Raw genomic sequence first — 17,668 nt, forward strand, 5'->3', positions numbered from 1 at the left:
TGCATCCACTGACATACCGCATTCGCGAGCAAGCCCGCTCCCACATTTGGCCCGCGTTTCGCCAGCTCTATACCTGTCGGCTGTGAGGCCAGCCCACATTGACCGCGTTCAGCCTGTGAGATCAGCGAGCCCCAAATGCTCGCGCAGCGTCGACCCTTCATACGCCGTGCGGAACAACCCCTTGCGCTGCAAATGCGGAATCACGCTCTCGACAAATTCGGTGAACGAGCCCGGCAGATACCCCGGCGAAATCACAAACCCATCGCAACCACCCTGTTCGAACAGCTCGGCCAACTGGTCGGCCATCTGCGCCCCGGTGCCCACCAACTGCGGCACGCGTACGCTACTGGCGAAGATGCGCCCGAGTTGTTCCAGGGTGATTTCGGGGCCTTGCATCAGCAGTTTTTCAGCGGCGGCCGCGTGGATCAGCGGCGACTGGGCGACTTCGGCCAGCGTCGCCGACAGCGGGAATGGCGACAGGTCGACATTCAGCTGCGAAGCCAGGGTCACCAGCCCCAATTCCGGCCGCGCCAGCGCGTTGTGTCGGTCACGCTTGGCGCGGGCCTCGGCCTCGCTGCCGCCAATAAAGGGCATTACGGCGGTGAGCACTTTGCAGCTGTCGGCGTCGCGGCCTTGCTGCACCACCTGCGCGCGTACGTCATCGCGAAACGCGCGCATCGCCGCCAAATGCGGGTGGATGGTAAAAATCGCCTCGGCCCAGCGCGCGCCGAAGCGGCGGCCACGCCCGGAAGAACCGGCCTGGATCAGCACCGGCCGGCCCTGGGGCGTGCGCGGAATATTCAGCGGGCCTTCGACCTTGAACCACTCCCCCTGGTGCTGCACCGAACGGACCAACTCAGGGTCCGCCAGCACCCCGCTTTCACGATCCAGCTTCAGCGCGTCCTTGCCCCAACTGTTCCAGAGCTTGAGCGCAACTTCGACGAACTCATCGGCACGGTCGTAGCGCAGGTCATGTTCAAGGTGCTTGTCCTTGCCGAACAAACGCCCTTCGCTGTCGTTCATCGAGGTGACGATATTCCACGCCGCGCGGCCTTTGGACAGGTGATCGAGGGTGGCGAATTCGCGGGCGATATGCGCCGGTTCGTAATAGGTGGTGGAACGGGTGGCGCCCAGCCCCAATTTGGTGGTCTTGCCGACCAGGTAGGAGAGGATCGGCAACGGGTCCAGACGTGTGGCGTCCTGGGCGCCGTAGCGCAGGGCAAACTCGCGGGAGCCGCCCATCTGGTCGCCCACGGCCAGGCGGTCGGCGAAGAACAGGAAATCGAACAGCCCCTCCTCTACCACCTTGGCCACCCGCGTGTAGTACTCAGGGTCGAGGTAATTGCCGACGGTTTCCGGGTGACGCCACACCGCATGGCTGTGCACCACCGGACCACTCAAGAGGAACGCGGATAAATGGATCTGGCGGCTCATGGTTTTGGCGTCCACAGGTTGATGTCGCTGGCCTTCAAGGGCTTGGGGATCAGCTTGGCGGTGTAATAGATGTCGGCGATGCGCTGTTGCTCGGCGAGGTTTTCCAGCTTGACCGGGATGATGTCGTAGCTGCGGCGGCTATTGGCACGCTCCACCGTGGCCGGGGCGATATTGCCCCAGAGCGGGCCGAGGATTTCAGCCGCCTGCCGGGGATGGGCCTTCACCCATTGGCCGGTCTCGCGCAGGGTGTCGAAGGTGACCTGCAAGACATCCGGGTGGGCCTTAGCAAACTTGGTGGTTGCCAGATAGAAGCGGTTGTAATCCGCCAGGCCGTCCTTGCCGTCGGCGATCACACGCACATGGTGGTCCAGTTGCTGGCTGGCGAGGAACGGGTCCCAGATTACCCAGGCATCGACGCTGCCATTGGCGAAAGCCGCGCCGCCGTCCGGTGCTTCCAGGTAACGCGCAGTGATATCGGCCAGCGTCAGCCCGGCTTTTTTCAGCGCCGAGATCAGCAGGAAGTGGCTGCCCGAACCCTTGGACACGGCCACGGTCTTGCCCTTGAGGTCGGCGATGCTGTGGATCGGCGATTGATCCTGGACGATGATCGCCTGGGCGCCCGGCGATGAGTTTTCCTGGGCGTAATAGGTCAGCGGCGCGTCGGCGGCCTGGGTGAACAGGGCAAAGGCGTCGGCCACGTCCGCGTGCAGATCAACGCTGCCGGCGTTCAGCGAGCTGAGCAGGCCGGTGCTGAACTCGTGCCAGTTCACCGTGAAGCCCAGGGGTTTGAGCCGTTGTTCCAACTGACCATTTTGCTTGAGCAGGATCCACAAGGTGGAAGAACGTTGGTAGCTGATGTCCAGGGCTTGTTCGGCATGGGCTGCCGCTGTGGCAAACAGCAAACTGGCGGCCAGAATGAGTTGTTTGACGGTCATGTAAGGCCTTGGCGTGAAGGGAATGGGGGCGCTGCATATGCCAAAAACCGCATGAGGCATGGCAGGAAAGTTAATTTGATTATATTAATGATGGGTAATTATGAAAGAACTCTATAATTCTATGGTTATGCCCGATTCACCGAAAGGCAGAGGAAGGTACCTAAGCTCAGACCAAAACAGTATTTAACCAAGGGGTTTAAGAACTTTAAGCTCAGCGCTATTCAGTTAGAGATCGCGCCATCATGTCCCTTCGCCGTCCACTCATCGCAGGCTGGGATAAATCCGGTGGCTGGCACACCGCTTTCGCAGGCAAGCCAGCTCCCACAGGGGATTGATGCTGTTCGCCGGTTCTGTGCCTGGCACCGGAAAATGTGGGAGCGGGCTTGCTCGCGAATGCGGTGAGTCACGTTCAAATTCTGTAACTGACCCACTGCATTCGCGAGCAAGCCCGCTCCCACATTTTGATTTTCATAAGCCGTTAGAGCAGTGTGCGGGCCAGGGCCTTTTTCCATTCTGCATAACGCCCCGCCATCAGCGGATCAGCGTGCGGCTCAAACCGTTCGCGCTGTCGCTCCAGCGCCTCCAGCGCCTCATCACTGGCCCAGATCCCCAACGCCCGCCCCGCCAGATGCGCCGCGCCCAGCGCCGACACCTCCGGCGACAGGCTGCGCACCACCGGGCGCTGCAGCAGGTTGGCCAGGAACTGCATCAGCCAGCAGTTGCGCGTTGCGCCGCCATCCACCCACAACTCCTTGAGCGGGTTGCCGATATCCTGCTGCATCGCATCGAACACATCGCGGATCTGATAGCCGATGGATTCCAGCGAAGCCCGCAGGATATGCGCGCCGGAGGTGGCTTCCGTCAGCCCGCAGATCAACCCGCGCGCGTCGGCTTGCCAATGCGGCGCCCCCAGCCCGGACAACGCCGGCACAAAGTACACGCCGCCGTTATCCGGCAGTTGCGCGACCTGTGCGGTCAAGGCATCCAGGGATTCCCCGGCCACCAGGTGCGAGGCCCACTGCACGGCGGCGCCGGTGTGGACGATATTGCCTTCCATGCCGAAGGTGGGTTTAACACCGTCATGCCAGGCCAGGGTGGTCGACAATCCATGGGTGGAAGCAATCGGGCCACTCATGGGCGTCATCAGCGATGAACCGGTGCCCAGGGTGGCCTTGACCAGCCCCGGTGCGAAACCGCCCTGCCCGTAGAGGGCGGCGTGGGAGTCGCCGATCATCGACATCACCGGGATGCCGGCGGGCACACCGCCCACCGCGACGGTTTCGGCAAAAAAGCCGGCGCTGGGCTGGATCGGCGCCAATGCAGCCAATGGAATCCGGAACAGCGCCAACAGCTGCGGGTCCCAGGCGCAGGTGTGCAGGTTGAACAGTTGCGTGCGCGCCGCATTGGAGTAATCGGTGACAAACACCTGGCCACCGCTGAGTTTCCACAGCAGCCAGCTATCGACCGTCCCCAGGCAAATATCCCCGGCCGCCGCGCGGGCGTGGCCGTTATCCAGGTGATCGAGGATCCAGCGGAACTTGCCGGCGGAAAACATCGGGTCAAGGGCCAATCCGGTTTTTTCCAGGACCAGCGCTTCATGACCCTGCGCATGCAGCTCGGCACATAACGCGGTGGAGCGCCGGCATTGCCAACTGATGCACGGCGACAGCGCCTCGCCGGTATGCCGGTCCCAGGCCACGACCGATTCACGCTGGTTACTGATGGCCAACGCAGTGATCGGCCGATCCACCTGGGCCAGGCATTCCTCAATGGCGGCCAGGGTGTTGTGCCAGATCGACAGCGGGTCCTGTTCGGAAAACCCGGGCGCCGGATGGGTGATGCTCAAGGGGCGTGAACCGCGCGCAATCACTTGCCCGAGTTCGTTGACCAGCACCGCCTTGGCGTTGCTGGTGCCTTCGTCTATCGCCAGGATCAGCGGTGTGTTGTTCATGGACTTCACCGCAACCGAGTGGCAGCCGCCACGATCCCAGCCGCGTCGATGTTATGCAAGGCGCGCGTCGGTTCGCGTGCACCGGCGGCGGCGTATTCGCCATCGCCGATGCCCAGGCGCGTCAACCCGATGCCCAGGCCGGCTTCGGCCAGCACCTCGGCAACCAGGCTGCCGACGCCGCCGTTGATGTTGTGTTCTTCGACGGTGATTACCGCGCGCGTACCGCTCAAGGCGCTGAGCAACACGTCACGCTGCAATGGCCGGATCGACGACAGGTTGATCACCTGGGCCTCAATGCCCTGCTCCGCCAGCAACGCCGCCGCGTCGACCGCTTCGTGCACCACCGAGCCCAGGGCCACGATGCTCACGTCCGCGCCCTGGCGCAGGATATCCACCTGGCCGGGTTTGAACTGGTAGCCAGCACCGTGCACGTCGGGCAACGCCTTGCCGTCGAGACGGATGTACACCGGCCCTTCATACCGCAGCGCGTAATCGACGATTTGCCGGCACTCGATGGCATCGGCCGGAGCGAAGATCTGCACATTGCCAAAGCCGCGCATTACCGAAATATCGTCGAGGCTGTGGTGGGTGCTTGCCAACGGGCCGTAGCTGGTGCCGGCGTTCAGGCCGAACATCTTGACGTTCGCCTGGTTGTAGCAAACGTCGACCTTGATCTGCTCGTTGGCCCGCGAAATCAGGAACGGCGCGGCATTGCAGGTTGCGGCGATCTTGCCGCCCAGGGCCAGCCCCGCCGCCACACTCACCAGCGATTGCTCGGCAATGCCGACGTTGATCAGCCTCTCGGGAAAACGCTGGGCGAATGGCCCGATCTTGGCCGTGGACGTGGAGTCGCTGACCACCGGCACGACATCGAGCCCGGCGTCGACCGCGTCTATAAAGGCCTGCACCATGACGCTCGCCAAATGTTCACTCGCCATGGTTCAACTCCTCCAGTGCCGCGTTGATTTCGTCACCCTTGGGCACGCGGTGGTGCCATTCGGGACGGGCTTCGATAAATGACACGCCCTTGCCTTTGATGGTGTGGGCGATCAGTACCTGGGGCGCGCCGGTCTTGGCCTGCATGCTTTCCAGGGCCTGGATCAATTGGCCCACATCGTTGCCGTCGCATTCGCTGACGCTGAAGCCGAAGGCGGCCCATTTCACGTCCAGCGGGTCGAGCGGCATGATGTCGGCCGTCAACCCCGCCAGTTGCAGTTTGTTCTTGTCGACGATCACGAACAGGTTATCCAGGCCGTACTTGGCCGCCGCCATCGCCGCTTCCCAGTTGGAGCCTTCGGCCAGTTCGCCATCGCCGGTCAAGACATAGATGCGCTTTTTGCTGCCGGACATTTTTGCCGCCAGCGCCAACCCCACCGCCACCGGCAAGCCGTGGCCGAGGGCGCCGGTGTTGAGTTCGATGCCAGGGGTTTTCTGGCGCACCGGGTGGCCGGGCAAATGGGAGTTGAAGTGTTGGTAGGTCGGCAGCCATTCGGTGGGAATGTAGCCCGCCTGCGCCAGGCAGCAATACAAGCCACCCACGCCGTGGCCCTTGCTCTGGATGTAGATATCGCGCTCCGGGTCTTCGGTGCGTTCCGGGCCGGTATTGAGGATACGGAAATACAGGGTGGCGAGGATGTCGGTTTCCGACAGGTCCGCCCCGGTGTGGCCGCCAGCCGGTGAGTCGGCATTCAGGCGGATCACGTGGCGCCGGATCAGGCGGGCCTGTTCTTTGATCTGGTGGGCGTCGTACTGGAAGGCATTCATGCAGCGGCTCCTGTGGGTGACCACGCGAGGTGAGGCATTTGCGGTAAACGTGTCGAAAGCTGTTTTGAATATTTATTCAGCATTGACAATATATTTCTATTTAGACGCCGATCCAGCGCGCGGTCAAGTGAGCGATCCATGAAAAAACAAATAAATAGGCGAAATATCCCTCGGACAAACGGGCAAAATCCCATGCCAGCGCGTCTACTCCGCGGCTTTTCCCGCAGCCAAAACAGTGTTCCAGAGGCCCGTCGAAAAAATTAAGCGCTTGACTTTGCCACGGTGTCACTGGAATCTGAATTAACAGTCAGGCACGCATAAATATTCAAGCGCCCTGAAAGCACTCCAAAAAAAACAACTCAGGAGAACACTGTGGACGCCAAAGCTATTGTCCAGCACCCGGCCGAACTCAAGCCGCCGCCCCGCCCACGCCTGGTGAAACTGCTGCCCAGCAACATCGGCGGCCCGCTGATCGGGCTGGTATTGCTGGTGCTGGTCTTCTCCTTCAGTTCCGAATTCTTCTTTTCCTTGCGCAATGGCCTGAACATCCTTGATCAGGTCACGGTGCTGGGCATCCTGGCGATCGGCATGACGGCCGTGATCGTGATTGGCGGTATCGACCTGTCGGTGGGGTCGGTGCTGGCGTTCTCGATGATGATGCTCGGCTGGCTCTATCAGGATCAGGCCGTGCCGCTGGGCCTGGCGATTCCGATCTCGATCGCCACTGGCATGCTCGCCGGGCTGGTGTCCGGCGGGTTGATCACCTACGCCAAGCTGCCGCCCTTCATTGCAACGCTGACCATGATGTCGGTGGCGCGCGGTCTGGCGAATATCCTTACCGAAGGCCGCCAGGTCGTCGGCTACCCGGAATGGTTCACCAGCCTGGCCACGGTGCGGCATTTCGGCTTTCTCTCGGCCACTGTCGGGCTGTTCCTGGTGATGCTGGTGCTGGCCTGGGTGTTTCTGCGCTTTCGGGCCGGTGGGCGCAACCTGTATGCCATGGGCGGCAGCCCGGAAGTGGCGCGCCTGTCAGGCATCAAGGTGCGCGCGATCACCCTTTGGGTGTACGCCATCAGTGGCGCCCTTGCCGGTATCGCTGCCGTCACCCTGGCCGCGCGCCTCGACTCTTCCCAACCCAGCGCCGGCCTGAGCCTGGAACTGGACGCCATCGCCGCCGTGGTGATTGGCGGCGCCAGCCTCAACGGTGGCGTCGGCAGCATCGGCGGCACCTTGGTCGGCGTGTTGATCATTGGCGTGTTGCGCAATGGCCTCAACCTGCTGGGCGTCTCGCCCTTTATCCAACAAGTGGTGATCGGCGTGGTCATCGCCCTCGCCGTCACCATCGACACCCTGCGACGCCGCTCCAGCACTGCCCGTTAAACCTGTTCGACAGTTGACACCCTCCAACAATAAAACCAGGAGTCACCGACATGTTCAGCCCCAAGAAACTGCTCATCGCCACCGCTCTGGCGGCCGCTACGCTCTCTGCCGCCGGCACCACCTGGGCCAAGGACCTGACCATCGGCCTGGCCGTGGCCAACCTGCAGGCAGACTTCTTCAACCAGATCAAGCAATCGGTGGAAGCCGAGGGCAAGGCCAAGGGAATCAAGGTGATCACCGTGGATGCCCAGGGCAACTCCTCGACCCAGGTCAGCCAGATTGAAGACTTGATCACCCGCCAGATCGACGTGCTGATCTACATCCCGGCGGGCGCCACCGCCGCCGGCGTACCGGTAAAAGCCGCCAAGGCCGCCGGCATCCCGGTGATCGCCGTCGACCGCAACGCCCCCGACGCACCCGGCGATACCTTCATCGCCAGCGACAGCGTGGCCGGCGCCAAGACCCTGGCCGAATACGTCGGCAAGATCACCGACGGCAAGGGCCGCATCGCGATCCTGCAAGGCCAGATCGGTACCACGCCGGAGAACGATCGTGCCAAAGGTTTCGAAGAGGGCCTGAAAGCCTTCCCGGACCTCAAGGTGGTCGCCCAGCAACCAGCTGAATGGGCCCAGGACAAAGGCTTCGCCGTGGCCCAGGACCTGCTCCAGCGTGACCCGAATATCACCGTGTTCTTCGGCCGTGCCGATGCCATGGCCTTAGGTGCCGCGCAGGCGGTGAAAATCGGCAACCTCGATCACAAGGTCGTGGTGGTCGGTTTTGACGGTGATATCGCCGGGCTCAAGGCCGTGCAAAGTGGCGTGCTGAACGCAACCATGACCCAGCAGACGCAGAAAATGGGGCGCCTGGCCGTGGCCTCCGCCATCGACCTCAAAGCCGGCAAAGACGTGCCCAAGGAACAACTGCTGCCCACCGTGCTGACCACCAAAGACAACGTCGCGCCGTTCCTGCAACAGCACCCGTAAGCCTTGGAGATCGTGATGAAAGCAGCAGCGTTGCAGACGTCCACGGACGCGGTGTTGTGCCTGCGCAATATCAGCAAGGCCTATGGGCCGGTGCAGGTACTGTCGCAGGTCAACGTCGACATTCGCCCCGGCGAAGTGTTGGCCCTGCTCGGTGAAAACGGCGCGGGCAAGTCGACCCTGTCATCGATCATCGCGGGCCTGGTGCAACCGGAGGCCGGCGGCAGCATGACCTGGCTCGGCGAGCCTTACGCCCCGGGTTCGCCGGGAGCCGCGTTGAGCGCCGGGATCGGCCTGATCCACCAGGAAATCCGCCTGCTGCCGCAATTGTCGATCGCCGAGAATATCTTCGTCGGTCGCCTGCCCATGCGTTACGGGCGGGTGGACCGCGAGTACATGGAGGCCCAGGCGCAGATCCAGCTGGAACGCCTGGGGCTCAAGGTGCCGGCGTCGCGCAAGGTCGAAGGCCTCAGCGTGGCGGCTCAGCAACTGGTGGAAATCGCCAAGGCGCTGACCCTCAAGGCCAGCCTGTTGATTCTCGATGAACCCACCGCTGCGTTGGGCGGGGACGAAACCGAGTTGCTGTTCAAGCAGGTGGAACGGCTCAAGGCCGAGGGCGTGTCGTTTATCTACATCAGCCATCGCCTGGAAGAAATCGCGCGCATCGCTGACCGCGTGCTGGTGCTGCGCGACGGTCGCCAGATCGCCCTGCATGCCACGGCGCAAGTGCCGGTGCGCGAATTGGTCGAGCAGATGGTCGGGCGCAGCCTGGAGCGGATTTTCCCCGCGCTGCAGGCGCCTCAGGAACAGGTGATGTTGCAGGTCAAGGATTTGAGCTGCCGCGAATTCGCCTTGCACGGCATCGATTTCAAAGTGCGCGCCGGTGAAGTGTTCGGCATTGCCGGTGTTGTCGGCGCCGGGCGGACCGAACTGGTGCGCACCATTGCCGGCGCGGCCCAGGATATCCGCGGGCATATGGAGCTCGATGGCCAAGTGCGTCAACTGCGCTCGCCGTTCGAGGCCATCCAGGCCGGTGTGGTGCTGGTGCCCGAGGACCGCAAGCAGCAAGGCGTGGTGGTAGAACATCGCATCGAAGACAACCTGATCTACGGCAACACCGACCTGCTGGATAAACGCGGCTGGGTGTTCCCTGCCCCGCTGCGTGAGTTCGCGCGCACGGCGGTGGCGCGCCTGGGGGTCAAAGGCGCGCCACAGTCACGGATCTCCAGCTTGTCCGGCGGTAATCAGCAGAAAGTGATCATTGCCAAATGGCTGGCGCGCAATCCCAAGGTGTTCATCCTCGATGAGCCAACGCGCGGCATCGACGTGGGCGCGCGAGCGGCGATTTATGAGGTGATCGCGGACCTGGCCGCCAAGGGCATGGCGGTGATCGTGGTGAGCTCGGATCTGGATGAAGTGCTGGGCTTGTCCCATCGGGTGATGGTAATGAGCCGGGGCCGGCAGATGGGGATTCTGGAACGTGGCGAGGCTACGCCGGTTTCGGTGATGGAGATGGCTACGGCGTAACTGCAAACAATGAAAATCTGAGCGGGCTTGTCCCGCGCTGGGCTGCGAAGCGGCCCTATTAAAGGCACCGCCGATTTCCAGATAGAACCCGGTCGTCTGGTTTGGGGCCGCTTCGCAGCCCAGCGCGGGACAAGCCCGCTCACTACAGGGTTCACTGTGATTTAAAAATTGGAGTCGTTAATGCAACTTTTCAGTCTTCAAGGCCAAGTGGCCTTCGTCACCGGTGCCGGCAGCGGCATCGGCCAGGCCATCGCCGTCGGCCTGGCCGAAGCCGGGGCGGATGTGGCGTGTTTTGATTTACCCGGTAGTCCCGGCATCGCCAGCACCGTCGAACGCATCCAGGCCCTCGGCCGCCGTGCCCTCGCCTTGAGCGGCACGGTCACCGAGCGCGCCGCCCTGGACGCCGCTGTCGCCCGCACCGAAGCAGAACTGGGCGAGCTCAGCGTGGCGGTCAACTGCGCCGGCATCGCTAATGCCCAGGCCGCCGAGGACCTGGAGCTGCAACGCTGGCAGACCACGCTGGACATCAACCTCACCGGCATCTTCCTCAGCTGCCAGGCGCAGGCTGCGGTGATGCTGCCGCGTGGCAAGGGCGCCATTGTCAATATCGCCTCCATGTCCGGCAGCATCGTCAACCGTGGCCTGTTGCAGGCGCACTACAACACCTCCAAGGCCGGGGTGATCCACCTGAGCAAGAGCCTGGCGATGGAATGGGCCGACAAGGGCCTGCGCGTGAATTGCATCAGCCCCGGCTACACCGCCACGCCGATGAATTCACGGCCGGAAGTGGCCGATCAGGTGAAGATCTTTGAACAGACCACGCCCATGGGTCGCATGGCCAGCGTGGAAGAAATGGTCGGCCCGGCGATCTTCCTGGTCAGCCAGGCGTCGTCTTTCTGCACCGGTGTCGACCTGTTGGTCGATGGCGGCTTTGTGTGCTGGTAGGAGTTACTCATGTCGCAACGTTTCAGCGGTAAAACCGTAGTCATCACTGGCGCCTGCCGTGGCATCGGCGCCGGCATTGCCGAGCGTTTCGCCAAGGAAGGCGCCAACCTGGTACTGGCCTCCAACGACCTGGAGCGGGTGACGTTCACTGCCGATCAACTGGCTCAGGAATACAAAGTCGACGTGCTGGCCCTGGGCATCGACGTCACGGACGAAAGTGATATCGAAAAACTCTACCGCGAAGGCCACGCGCGCTTTGGCAGCATCGACGTGTCGGTACAGAACGCCGGCATCATCACCATCGACCACTACGACAAAATGCCCCGCGCCGACTTCGACAAGGTGCTGCAAGTCAACACCACCGGCGTGTGGCTGGGTTGCAGGGAAGCGGCCAAGTACATGGTCAAGCAAGGCAGCGGCCGCTTGATCAATACCTCGTCGGGCCAGGGCCGCCAGGGTTTCATCTACACGCCCCACTACGCCGCGAGCAAAATGGGCGTGATCGGCATCACCCAGAGCCTGGCGCTGGAGTTGGCGCGGCATAACATCACGGTGAATGCCTTCTGTCCCGGCATCATCGAAAGCGAAATGTGGGACTACAACGACCGCGTATGGGGCGAGATCCTCAGCACCGACGAAAAACGCTACAGCAAGGGTGAACTGATGGCCGAATGGGTCAAGAACATCCCCCTGCGCCGCGCCGGCAAACCTGCGGATGTCGCGGGGCTGGTGGCGTTCCTGGCGTCCGATGACGCGGCCTACCTGACCGGCCAGGCGATCAATATCGACGGCGGCCTGATCATGTCGTAAGGGTTTGGTATCCTCACCCGCATTGATGTCATCACTGAGGCCTTCATGAGCCAGATCGAAGAACAGCGCCTGATCACCAAGATCGCGAGCCTCTATTACGAAGAAGGGCTCAAGCAGTCCGAAATATCGGCGCAACTGGACTTGTCACAGTCGTTTATCAGCCGCGCCCTGCGCCGGGCGCTGCAGGACGGCGTGGTGAAGATCAGCGTGATGCGCCTGCAAGGCCTGCACCTGGAGCTGGAAACCCAATTGCAACGCCGCTACGGCGTACGCCGGGTGATCGTGGTGGAAGCCACCGAGCCCGGCAGTGATGAAAGCATCAAGCAGGCCATCGGTTCGGCTGCCGCCCATTACCTGGAAACCAGCCTGTCGCCGCAGGACCATATCGGCATTTCGTCGTGGAGCAGCACCATCCGCGCCATGGTCGGCCACCTGCACGCGCAACCGGGCAAACAGGCCGCCCAGGAAGTGGTGCAGCTGTTGGGCGGTGTCGGCCACAAGGGCGCATTTGAAGCCACCCTGCTCACCCAGCGCCTGGCCACCCTACTCAACTGCCCGGCGTATCTGCTGCCGTCGCAAAGCATCGAGCAATCGGTGCAGAGCAAGCAGCGCATCGTGCAGATGGAAGAGGTCAAGGAAGTGCTGCAGCGCTTTGACAGCATCACCCTGGCGATTGTCGGCATCGGCGAGCTCGAGCCCTCGCAACTGCTGCGCAACAGCGGCAACTACTACACTGAAGACATGCTGCGCCTGTTGGCCGAGCGCGGTGCCGTGGGTGATATCTGCCTGCGCTACTTCGATGCCCAGGGCCAGCCGGTGCTGGAGGAAGATGAAGAATTCGTCGTCTCGGTGGCGCTGCCAAAATTGCGCAATATCCAGCGCGTGCTCGGCCTGGCCGGCGGGTTGAACAAGGTCCAGGCGATTCGCGGTGCGCTCAAGGGCGGCTACCTGGACATCCTGATCACCGATCTGGACACGGCACAGGCGCTGAACCAGTAACCCCATTTCTGGAGAACGACCGCTCATGACATCCAAGCTCGAACAACTCAAGCAATTCACCACCGTGGTCTGCGACACCGGCGACCTGGAGGCCATCAGCCGGCTGAAACCGGTCGACGCCACCACCAACCCGTCGCTGCTGCTCAAAGCTTCGGCGATCGCACACTACGGCGACATCCTGCGCGAGGCGCTCGACCTGTCCAAGGGCGATCTCGGCCTGGCCTGCGACCAGTTTTCAGTGGCGGTCGGTTGCGGGATTCTCAAGGTGATCCCGGGGCGCATCTCCACCGAAGTCGATGCGCGCTTGTCGTTTGACGAAGACGCGCTATGGGCCAAGGCCAACCAGCTCATCGAGCTGTATGACAAGGCCGGCGTCGGCCGCGACCGCGTGCTGATCAAGCTGGCGTCCACCTGGGAAGGCATCCGCACCGCCGAGCGCCTGGAACAGGCCGGTATCCAGACCAACCTGACCCTGCTGTTCTCCTTCGCCCAGGCCCAGGCATGCGCCGACGCGGGTGTGTTCCTCATCTCGCCGTTTGTGGGCCGCATCTACGACTGGTACCGCAAGAGCACGGGCCTGGATTACACCGGCGTGGATGACCCGGGCGTGCAGTCGGTGACGCGCATCTACAACTACTACAAGGCCAACGGCATCCCGACCGTGGTCATGGGCGCGAGCTTCCGCACCCTCAGCCAGATCGAACAGCTGGCGGGCTGTGACCGCTTGACCATCAGCCCCGAGTTGCTGCAAAAACTCGATGAAGACCAGGGCACCCTGGAACGCAAACTGCTGCCGGGTGCCGCCGGCGAAGCGCGCCAATCCATCAACGAGGCGCAATTTCGCTGGGCCTCCAACGAAGATGCGATGTCCACCGAAAAGCTCGCCGAAGGCATCCGCCAGTTTGCGCGCGACCAGGAAAAACTGGAAAAGGTGTTGGCTGCGCTGTGATGCTCCTATCGCCATAGGCTTCGGTGTTGCACGGTTCCTGTGGCGAGGGAGCTTGCTACCGTGGCGGCCTGATAGTCGCCAGCGTCCTATCAGTGTAAATCGATCAAAATGTGGGAGCGGGCTTGCTCGCGAAGGCGGTGTGTCAGCTATAAATCCGCCGGCTGATCCACCGCTTTCGCAGGCAAGCCAGCTCCCACAGGGGATTGATGGTGTCCGCCAGTCGTGTGCCTGGCACCGAAAAACTGTGGGAGCGGGCTCGCCCGAATCACTTCTCGCCCAATGTGCGAGCTGCCAACGCCCCCAACACCCCGCCAACAATCGGCGCCATCCAGAACACCCAAAGCTGCGAAAGGTACTCAGCCCCGGCAAACACGGCAGGCCCGGTACTGCGTGCCGGGTTGACCGACGTATTGGTCACCGGGATCAGCACCAGGTGAATCAAGGTCAGTGCCAGGCCAATGGCAATTGGCGCAAAGCCCGGAGCAGCCTCTGGGGCAGTCACACGCATAATGATGAATACGAAGAAGAACGTGGCGATCAGTTCAGCCAACAGTGCGGCCTTCAGGTCAAAGAGGCCTGGGCTCAGGGGTCCGTAACCGTTGGCGGCAAAACCACCCACGGTGAAACCAGGCTGCCCGTTGGCAATCAGGTACAACACCGCCGCGGCAGCAATCGCCCCAGCAACCTGCGTCGCGATATACGGCAGCACATCACCGGCAGCAATCCGCCGCCCTGCCCATAGGCCAATGGTCACCGCTGGATTGAAGTGCCCACCGGAGATACCCCCGACTGCGTAGGCCATGGTCAGCACAGTGAGGCCAAACGCCAGCGCAACGCCTACGAAACCGATGCCCAACCCAGGGAAGGCTGCTGCCAGAATGGCGCTGCCGCAGCCGCCGAACGTCAACCAGAAAGTACCGATAAACTCGGCGATCAAACGCTTTTGCACAATCGACTCCATTGCTGCTCAAGTGCCGTCACCACAGGACGTGGGCGGTCGTCGGCGACGGTAGCAATGGGTATCAAAATGCTGTGTAGGACCTGTCTGGTTAATTGCGCACTTCGTCAGCGTTGTTCGAGCTCGCCTGCCCCAGCGGACAAACCATCCAAAATCCTGATCCTGCCCATTTCCCGGTTGCTAGGAAGCACCCCGCAGGCTAATCTTCCGGCTCGCAGCAACCGCTGCGATTGGACTTGGCGGTCCGACCAGATATAGGCGCAACAGCGCCCCCAACACGATTGCAGGCGCTTTTTTTGCGCCCGCTATTTCGTGCAATGGCGGGTTGCGCAGGGACTTCTTCGGAAGTGCCGGGTCCTATATCCCCGGTCCGCCAACCTTGCGTAATCCGCCACCCTAATTCTGCTTGGCGGCAGAAGGTGACGGCTCATTCAGATATAGGAGCAAGATCCATGACCGCACAAAATCGGTACATGCCCATCACGGGCCCTGACAGCACCATCCCCACTCTGCTAATCGACACCCAGGCACCACTGGATGTCCTGCACGATGCAGCGGCTTATCGCATCCGTGCCGTCACTCAAGTTTTGGAAAACCTCGCCCTTCGCGATGGGATCAGCAGCGACGCTGTAGTACTGCAGGACTTCGCATTGCTGTTGAGTATTCCGTTGCGTGACGGCTGCGATTTGCTAGATGTGATTGAACGCAGGTTGCAAGAGAAGGTGGTTTAAATGAAAAGGGGCGACCTTGTGGTCGCCCTTTATTCATTCAACGAAGCAGTCATCACACGTAGGAGCTAACTATGGGTAAATTCTTTGATGACTTGCTGGAAAGCGTGCAGCAGATGGATGAGATCCTCCACAAGAAAAGCAAACCCACCCACGAATTCAAAATGAAAAGGGTTGAAAACGAAGTTATTTGCAATGATATAAAAGAAGAAGGGCCTTCTTACTTCAGTAACTACCTAGATCAAAAGTGATGTCAGAAAGGCTTCTATGCCATTCCTATTCAAAAGTCGATGACGCGGTACATAAACCCTTAAAGTTTAGAACCACCCTGCAATCGACCTCAAGGTGCGGCATCAAATTGTCAGTCAATGCACGAATCGAATATCAAGCGTAGCTCATAGCCATCATCGGTGGTAAAATTCACCAAATCCATATCTATGGATATGAATTTGCATAATGAGTAGCTAATCGAAATCAAGAAGCATGGACGACCAAATGATTAATGACGCCAACCAGCATATTAGTGAATACCTCAAATACTATTTAGATCACTCAGAACCCCGATACGCGGTAATGCTAAATGGAGGCTGGGGCATTGGCAAAACCTATTTAGTAAAAAAAATACTGAAAAACCATAACAAAACTTCAGACCATTACACCTACATAAGTCTATATGGTCTAACTTCATGCAGTGACATTGACGACATTATATTCTCAGATATGCACACATTCCTCGATGGCAAATTAGTAAAAAGCGTCGAAAACATTACCAATTCCATCTCTTCCTATTTTCGAATTGGCACCAAGGTCAATAGAAAAATATTTTTTGACAAGTTTAAAAAGCCGCTATACATATTCGATGATCTTGAGCGGTGCGACATCCCTATTAACAAAACCCTTGGTTACATCAACCAATTTGTAGAGCACAAAGGAAAGAAAGCAATAATAATTGCGAACGAAAAGGAAATAAACGACCTAGATACGTATCAGCGAATCCGCGAAAAGCTGATCGGGAAAACTTTAACAGTACAGTCCTCGCTAGAAGGAGCACTAGACGAATTTATTGCAAAACTTAAGCCTATTGAGGTTCAGGTTTTTGCGAAGAAACACACTAAAGAAATCATTCAAATCTATCGTCAATCGGGACTAGATAATTTACGCATCTTGCAACAATCTCTATGGGACCTAGAACGCTTCCTCAGCGCCTTGCAAGACAAACACTGGAAAGTTGAGAAGGCTTTGGGCTGCTGCATGAATTTAATTCTCCCTCTCTCACTCTCGATCAAGGCCGGCGCTTTAAAAGAAGATGACATCACTAAAAGACCGCAGCGAACACCAAGCTACCTAAATCTCACAAAGAGCACTGACGAGCAAAGTAAATTCGAAGCACTCGAGCTTAGACATCCAGACCTTGAACTCCGAGACAAAATCCTTAGCAACAACGACCTCACCAACTTTTTAATAAAGGGAATATTCAAGAATGACGAAATATACAACTCCATCAACCAGTCATACCATTTCAAAGAAGAAGCAGAGACTGCACTTGAAACCTTAAAAAATTCATTTGACCGAACTGAATCTAAATTTAATCACGCCCTTTTAACATTCGAAAAACAGTACAAAGATCGACTATTCATCGACACCGATGAGATATTAACTACCTTTAGTCTTCGCCTATGGCTGGCAAACAAAGGCTTTCTAAAACTTAGTCAAGCCCACGTCATTAAAGAAGGAAAACGTTATATTGACGACCTTTATAATTCCGCTACCTTAAGGCCCCTTACCTCGCAACATTTGGACGGCCGCGAATACAATATCTTCAATAAAAAATATCAATTTTTCCCCGATATCAAATCCGTAGCGTCTGAAGAGTTTTTTGAACACTACAAATATCGAAACTTAGTGGTGACCGAACGTTATCATGACAACATTATTGGGCAACTGCTGAACGATATGACAACAGATCCTGTTGTTTACAGGCACAAAATATCCTTCGCCAGCAGAGAGACCGATGAGCACATCCCGCCACATATAATGCAACGGATAAACGCAACAGAATTTGTAAGTACACTGCTAACGCTTGGACCTGCAGAGCAAAGTAACATTTTGTCAGCGTTCAACGGTCGGTATAGCTTTACTCCAATCAAGGTAGAGGATGAGCGTATGTTGTTAGACGCTATCAAAATTGAGCTTGAGAAAGCCATAGAGCGAACACAATCTCTATTTGAACAGCAGCGACTCGCCAGCAATATAGACGCTTACCTCAATCGACACTTAAGTCGCTAGAGAAGATGGGAGAACGAACTGA

At 59.3% G+C, this 17,668-nt stretch carries 16 protein-coding genes; 10 read left to right on the forward strand and 6 right to left on the reverse strand.

Going from position 1 to position 17,668, the window contains the following annotated elements; genetic code table 11:
* Positions 1 to 108 precede the first annotated feature (108 nt).
* The 5 genes from ACLH0H_RS01335 to ACLH0H_RS01355 form a co-directional block, all read right to left on the reverse strand.
* On the reverse strand, positions 109 to 1,434 hold the full coding sequence (locus ACLH0H_RS01335) for an LLM class flavin-dependent oxidoreductase (protein WP_411380683.1): 1,326 nt from the start codon (positions 1,432 to 1,434) through the stop codon (positions 109 to 111).
* On the reverse strand, positions 1,431 to 2,369 hold the full coding sequence (locus tag ACLH0H_RS01340; protein WP_411380684.1) for an aliphatic sulfonate ABC transporter substrate-binding protein: 939 nt from the start codon (positions 2,367 to 2,369) through the stop codon (positions 1,431 to 1,433). Before ACLH0H_RS01340 ends, ACLH0H_RS01335 begins: the two co-directional genes overlap by 4 nt.
* A 478-nt stretch (positions 2,370 to 2,847) precedes the next feature.
* The gene (locus ACLH0H_RS01345; RefSeq protein ID WP_411380685.1) at positions 2,848 to 4,320 is read right to left on the reverse strand and encodes an FGGY family carbohydrate kinase; all 1,473 of its coding nucleotides are present in this window, start codon (positions 4,318 to 4,320) and stop codon (positions 2,848 to 2,850) included.
* Positions 4,321 to 4,325: 5 nt separating this feature from the next.
* Positions 4,326 to 5,258, reverse strand: a complete 933-nt coding sequence (locus ACLH0H_RS01350) for a transketolase family protein (protein WP_411380686.1) — start codon at positions 5,256 to 5,258, stop codon at positions 4,326 to 4,328.
* On the reverse strand, positions 5,248 to 6,084 hold the full coding sequence (locus ACLH0H_RS01355) for a transketolase (protein ID WP_411380687.1): 837 nt from the start codon (positions 6,082 to 6,084) through the stop codon (positions 5,248 to 5,250). The genes ACLH0H_RS01350 and ACLH0H_RS01355 overlap by 11 nt, the downstream gene beginning before the upstream one ends.
* A gap of 372 nt (positions 6,085 to 6,456) precedes the next feature.
* Here ACLH0H_RS01355 and ACLH0H_RS01360 point away from each other — a divergent pair, with 372 nt between their 5' ends.
* From ACLH0H_RS01360 to tal, 7 genes are all read left to right on the forward strand, one after another.
* Positions 6,457 to 7,464, forward strand: a complete 1,008-nt coding sequence (locus ACLH0H_RS01360) for an ABC transporter permease (protein WP_169375708.1) — start codon at positions 6,457 to 6,459, stop codon at positions 7,462 to 7,464.
* A gap of 50 nt (positions 7,465 to 7,514) precedes the next feature.
* On the forward strand, positions 7,515 to 8,447 hold the full coding sequence (locus ACLH0H_RS01365) for a sugar ABC transporter substrate-binding protein (RefSeq protein ID WP_076950710.1): 933 nt from the start codon (positions 7,515 to 7,517) through the stop codon (positions 8,445 to 8,447).
* Between the two features lie 15 nt (positions 8,448 to 8,462).
* Complete coding sequence (locus tag ACLH0H_RS01370) at positions 8,463 to 9,971, forward strand: sugar ABC transporter ATP-binding protein (RefSeq protein ID WP_411380688.1); 1,509 nt, start codon at positions 8,463 to 8,465, stop codon at positions 9,969 to 9,971.
* Positions 9,972 to 10,151: 180 nt separating this feature from the next.
* Positions 10,152 to 10,916 (forward strand): SDR family oxidoreductase, encoded by a 765-nt coding sequence (locus ACLH0H_RS01375; protein ID WP_411380689.1) that lies wholly within the window; start codon positions 10,152 to 10,154, stop codon positions 10,914 to 10,916.
* A gap of 9 nt (positions 10,917 to 10,925) precedes the next feature.
* The gene (locus tag ACLH0H_RS01380) at positions 10,926 to 11,726 is read left to right on the forward strand and encodes an SDR family oxidoreductase (RefSeq protein WP_411380690.1); all 801 of its coding nucleotides are present in this window, start codon (positions 10,926 to 10,928) and stop codon (positions 11,724 to 11,726) included.
* Positions 11,727 to 11,771: 45 nt separating this feature from the next.
* On the forward strand, positions 11,772 to 12,725 hold the full coding sequence (locus ACLH0H_RS01385; RefSeq protein ID WP_076950714.1) for a sugar-binding transcriptional regulator: 954 nt from the start codon (positions 11,772 to 11,774) through the stop codon (positions 12,723 to 12,725).
* Between the two features lie 25 nt (positions 12,726 to 12,750).
* Positions 12,751 to 13,674, forward strand: a complete 924-nt coding sequence (gene tal / locus ACLH0H_RS01390; RefSeq protein ID WP_411380691.1) for a transaldolase — start codon at positions 12,751 to 12,753, stop codon at positions 13,672 to 13,674.
* 265 nt (positions 13,675 to 13,939) lie between these two features.
* On the opposite strand, the gene aqpZ is transcribed toward tal, so the two are convergent.
* Positions 13,940 to 14,635, reverse strand: a complete 696-nt coding sequence (gene aqpZ / locus ACLH0H_RS01395; protein ID WP_411380692.1) for an aquaporin Z — start codon at positions 14,633 to 14,635, stop codon at positions 13,940 to 13,942.
* A 470-nt stretch (positions 14,636 to 15,105) separates the two neighbouring features.
* Here aqpZ and ACLH0H_RS01400 point away from each other — a divergent pair, with 470 nt between their 5' ends.
* The 3 genes from ACLH0H_RS01400 (at position 15,106) to ACLH0H_RS01410 (ending at position 17,646) form a co-directional block, all read left to right on the forward strand.
* Entirely contained in the window at positions 15,106 to 15,363 is a 258-nt protein-coding gene (locus ACLH0H_RS01400; RefSeq protein ID WP_411382480.1) for a hypothetical protein, read from the forward strand.
* A gap of 71 nt (positions 15,364 to 15,434) precedes the next feature.
* Complete coding sequence (locus tag ACLH0H_RS01405) at positions 15,435 to 15,611, forward strand: hypothetical protein (protein WP_411380693.1); 177 nt, start codon at positions 15,435 to 15,437, stop codon at positions 15,609 to 15,611.
* Positions 15,612 to 15,855: 244 nt separating this feature from the next.
* Complete coding sequence (locus tag ACLH0H_RS01410; RefSeq protein ID WP_411380694.1) at positions 15,856 to 17,646, forward strand: P-loop NTPase fold protein; 1,791 nt, start codon at positions 15,856 to 15,858, stop codon at positions 17,644 to 17,646.
* Positions 17,647 to 17,668: the final 22 nt, after the last annotated feature.

This window comes from Pseudomonas sp. MPB26, assembly GCF_046605355.1.
Lineage (GTDB): Bacteria > Pseudomonadota > Gammaproteobacteria > Pseudomonadales > Pseudomonadaceae > Aquipseudomonas > Aquipseudomonas cedrina.

Bases quoted from the DNA above. Each gene is read 5' to 3' on its own strand.
- ACLH0H_RS01335 (WP_411380683.1), bottom strand. From the start codon at position 1,434: ATGAGCCGCCAGATCCATTTATCCGCGTTCCTCTTGAGTGGTCCGGTG.
- ACLH0H_RS01340 (WP_411380684.1), bottom strand. From the start codon at position 2,369: ATGACCGTCAAACAACTCATTCTGGCCGCCAGTTTGCTGTTTGCCACA.
- ACLH0H_RS01345 (WP_411380685.1), bottom strand. From the start codon at position 4,320: ATGAACAACACACCGCTGATCCTGGCGATAGACGAAGGCACCAGCAAC.
- ACLH0H_RS01350 (WP_411380686.1), bottom strand. From the start codon at position 5,258: ATGGCGAGTGAACATTTGGCGAGCGTCATGGTGCAGGCCTTTATAGAC.
- ACLH0H_RS01355 (WP_411380687.1), bottom strand. From the start codon at position 6,084: ATGAATGCCTTCCAGTACGACGCCCACCAGATCAAAGAACAGGCCCGC.
- ACLH0H_RS01365 (WP_076950710.1), top strand. From the start codon at position 7,515: ATGTTCAGCCCCAAGAAACTGCTCATCGCCACCGCTCTGGCGGCCGCT.
- ACLH0H_RS01370 (WP_411380688.1), top strand. From the start codon at position 8,463: ATGAAAGCAGCAGCGTTGCAGACGTCCACGGACGCGGTGTTGTGCCTG.
- ACLH0H_RS01375 (WP_411380689.1), top strand. From the start codon at position 10,152: ATGCAACTTTTCAGTCTTCAAGGCCAAGTGGCCTTCGTCACCGGTGCC.
- ACLH0H_RS01380 (WP_411380690.1), top strand. From the start codon at position 10,926: ATGTCGCAACGTTTCAGCGGTAAAACCGTAGTCATCACTGGCGCCTGC.
- ACLH0H_RS01385 (WP_076950714.1), top strand. From the start codon at position 11,772: ATGAGCCAGATCGAAGAACAGCGCCTGATCACCAAGATCGCGAGCCTC.
- tal (WP_411380691.1), top strand. From the start codon at position 12,751: ATGACATCCAAGCTCGAACAACTCAAGCAATTCACCACCGTGGTCTGC.
- aqpZ (WP_411380692.1), bottom strand. From the start codon at position 14,635: ATGGAGTCGATTGTGCAAAAGCGTTTGATCGCCGAGTTTATCGGTACT.
- ACLH0H_RS01400 (WP_411382480.1), top strand. From the start codon at position 15,106: ATGCCCATCACGGGCCCTGACAGCACCATCCCCACTCTGCTAATCGAC.
- ACLH0H_RS01405 (WP_411380693.1), top strand. From the start codon at position 15,435: ATGGGTAAATTCTTTGATGACTTGCTGGAAAGCGTGCAGCAGATGGAT.
- ACLH0H_RS01410 (WP_411380694.1), top strand. From the start codon at position 15,856: ATGATTAATGACGCCAACCAGCATATTAGTGAATACCTCAAATACTAT.